The sequence below is a fragment of the Actinosynnema sp. genome (assembly GCF_052038725.1).
The window spans coordinates 1-3085 of the sequence record NZ_JBQGCX010000232.1 but is presented as its reverse complement, the minus strand read 5'-3'; the positions used below and the strand labels follow the sequence as shown (position 1 = coordinate 3085).

Genomic DNA, 3085 nt, shown 5'->3' with positions numbered 1-3085 from the left:
GATGACCACCGAATCGTCGACCACCAGAACCGAGATCACGGAGGCCTCCACCGCTTCGGCGAGGGAGCGGATTCTCCCTCGCGGCAGTGGTCCAAACGGTCATCGGGCTGGTGAGTTGAGGTATTTCCGAAGTTGCGGAGCGGCGAATTACCGTTGTGCACCCGGTGGGGTGAAACCGCAGGTCAGGGCGCTCAAGAAAGGGTCTGGAAAAGCTCCGCGGCACCTCTCGCGCAACCGTGGCACCTGCGGCGCAACCGGTCCGTTCCAGGTTACCGGCCGGTCGGTCCGACCGGCCCGTCCTCGGGGCCGCCCCCGGCCGCCCGGTGGGGCCGCGCGCGGGGACAGTGTTACTAGGGGCCCGGTTGCTGGGGGCCTAGTTGCTGGGGGCCGGGTTGCCGGGAGCCGGGTTGCCGGTCAGCGCAGCCAGTCGAGGCCGAGCACGGTGACGCACGGGGTGAGCAGGTCCAGGGACGAGCTGCTCTCGCCGAGGTCGCGCACGACCAGGGCCTGGGCGGCGCCGCTGAGCAGGTTCCACACCCCGCCCGCGCTGACCTGCACCGGGACCCGCGCCAGCTCGACCGCCTGCACCAGCATGAGCTGCGCGGCGGCGGCGGCCCTGATCCGCTCGGACAGGTGCACCGCCCAGGTCGCCGAGTGCATCGACCGCGCCCAGTCGCCGCCGCCCGCGCGGACCCGGTCCGCGGTGGCCGCGAGCGCGGTGACCTCACCGGGGGTGGTCCGGCGGATGCGCTCGGTGAACGCCACGACCGCCTCGGCCTGCGGGCCCAGGTCCACCGGGACCGGGCTCAGCGCGCGGCCCGCCGACACCCAGCCCGCCGCGAGGCGCCTGCGGTCGGCGTCGGGCAGCAGGTCGCGCAGGTACGTCGAGGTCAGCACGTCCTCGATCACGCCGGTGGCGCGCTCGACCGTCTCCTGGTCGAGGCCGCAGTTCGCGGTCCAGTCCAGCACGTCGTCGCGCAGGCAGCGCAGCAGCCCGGACAGGTCGCCGATCGGCGCGCGCTCCAGCAGCGCGATCACCTGGTTCGGCTCGCGAGAGGACAGCTCGCGCACCGACGGGCGCGCCGCGGCGGCGTCCAGCGCGGCGCTGCGGGTCAGCATCAGCTCCGCCGACGGTGACGGAGCGTGGTCGGCGAGCGTCACCAGGTCGTCCGGGGTGAGCCCGCAGGCCGTCAGGAGCACCTCGGCGGTGGCGGAGCCGCCCGCGAGACGGGACAGGTCGAAGCCGAGAACCGGCGCGCTGATCAGGCTGTACATCGTTGCAGTATGCATGAACGCCCCGTACGGCGACACCTGTTCGGGTGAACGGTGTCGCCGTGCGGGTTGTCACACAGAGTTAGGTAACGTGGATCTCGTCGAGGAGCGATACCCCTCGTCAGACCTTGAAGCGGCTCACCTGCTCCTGCAGCTCCGCGGACAGCCGGGCCAGGCCCTCCGAGGCCCTGGAGGTCTCGGTGACGCTCGCCGTGGTCGACTCGGCGGCGGTCGCGACGCCCTGGATGTTCGAGGCGATCTCGCCCACGCCGCCCGCCGCGTCGCTGACGCTGCGGTTCATCTCGGCCGTGGTCGCGGTCTGCTCCTCCACCGCCGAGGCGATGGTCAGCTGGAAGCTGTTGATCTGGCTGATGATCTCGCCGATCTCGCCGATCGCGCTCACCGCGTTCGAGGTGTCCGCCTGGATCAGCTCCACCCGGCGCGAGATGTCCTCTGTCGCCTTCGCGGTCTCCTGCGCCAGGTCCTTGACCTCGTTCGCGACGACCGCGAAGCCCTTGCCCGCGTCACCGGCGCGGGCGGCCTCGATGGTGGCGTTCAGGGCCAGCAGGTTGGTCTGCTCGGCGATCGAGGTGATCACCTTGACCACGTTGCCGATCTCCACCGACGACTGGCCCAGCTTCGACACGGTGCTGTTGGTGGTCTCGGCCACGGTCACGGCCTGGCTGGCGACGCGCGCCGCCTCGTTCGCGTTCTGCGCGATCTCGCGGATCGACGCGCCCATCTCCTCCGAGCCGGTGGCCACGGTCTGCACGTTGCGCGAGACCTGGTCCGAGGCGGAGGCGACCACACCGGCCTGCGCCGAGGTCTCCTCGGCCGCGGCGGCGACCTGCGTCGCGACGGCGGCCAGGCCCTGCGCCGAGTCCTCCAGCGAGTTCGCGCTGCGGCCGATTGCCCGCACGGTGTCCTGCATCGCGTCCGAGGCCCGGTTCAGCGAGGCGGCCATGACGCCGACCTCGTCGTTCGAGCGCACCGCCACCCGCTGGGTCAGGTCGCCGTCCGCGACCGCCTCCAGGGCGCCGGACACCTCGCGCAGCGAGCCGGTGATCAGCCGGGCGATGTACAGCGCCAGGCCCAGGGCCAGCGCCAGGCCGACGACCAGCACGCTGATCTCGGTCCAGAAGCTCTTGGACTGCTCTCTGGCGATCGCCTCGGTGCCCGAGGTGACGTCCGAGACCTCCTTGTCGCGCAGCTTGGCCATGGTGTCGTCCAGCACCGCGATGACCGGGCGCAGGTCGCTGTTGTAGAGCGCGTACCCGGCCTCCGCGTTGTTGCCCAGCGCGGCGTCCTTCATGGTGCCGTTGAGCTTCACGACCAGCTGGTCCAGGGTGCTGGCGAACAGCTTCTTGTCCTCCGGCGAGGTGTCGCTGCCCGCGCTGTAGTCCGCGAAGTAGCCCTTGGCCGTGGCGAACGCCTTGCCCGCGTTGTCCAGGTTGGTCTGGGTCTCGGTCGCGTCCGAGGTGATCAGCGACTTGAGGATGCTCTTGTAGCCGCTCTCGGTGCGGTCGACGACCATGTTCAGCGAGTTGAGCGCCCTGGCGTTGTCCGCCATGCCGTTGGCGTTCGCGGCCGAGCTGTTCAGCGACAGCAGGCCCTGCACGCCCACGACCACCGCGACGACCGCGGACAGGCCGACGGCGGTCAGGATCTTGGAGTTGACGCTGCGGTCGGCCAGCAGCCGGGACAGTGCTGAGCGCTTCGACGGCTCACGGCCGGGCTCGTAGGTCGTGGAGGTGGCCATGGTGCGGTGGTCCCTTCCTTGGGGCGCGATCCCGTGCTGCGTACGGGCGAGTCA

Annotated in this window: 2 protein-coding genes; both read right to left on the bottom strand. The window is 71.0% G+C overall.

From position 1 onward, the window contains the following. Nucleotides 1-414: 414 nt before the first annotated feature. A complete protein-coding gene (locus tag ACTUAL_RS04525; protein ID WP_096492826.1) occupies nucleotides 415-1275 on the bottom strand; it encodes a hypothetical protein in 861 nt (286 codons plus the stop codon). 118 nt (nucleotides 1276-1393) lie between these two features. Then, nucleotides 1394-3031 (bottom strand): methyl-accepting chemotaxis protein, encoded by a 1638-nt coding sequence (locus ACTUAL_RS04520; protein ID WP_440899362.1) that lies wholly within the window; start codon nucleotides 3029-3031, stop codon nucleotides 1394-1396. Nucleotides 3032-3085: the final 54 nt, after the last annotated feature.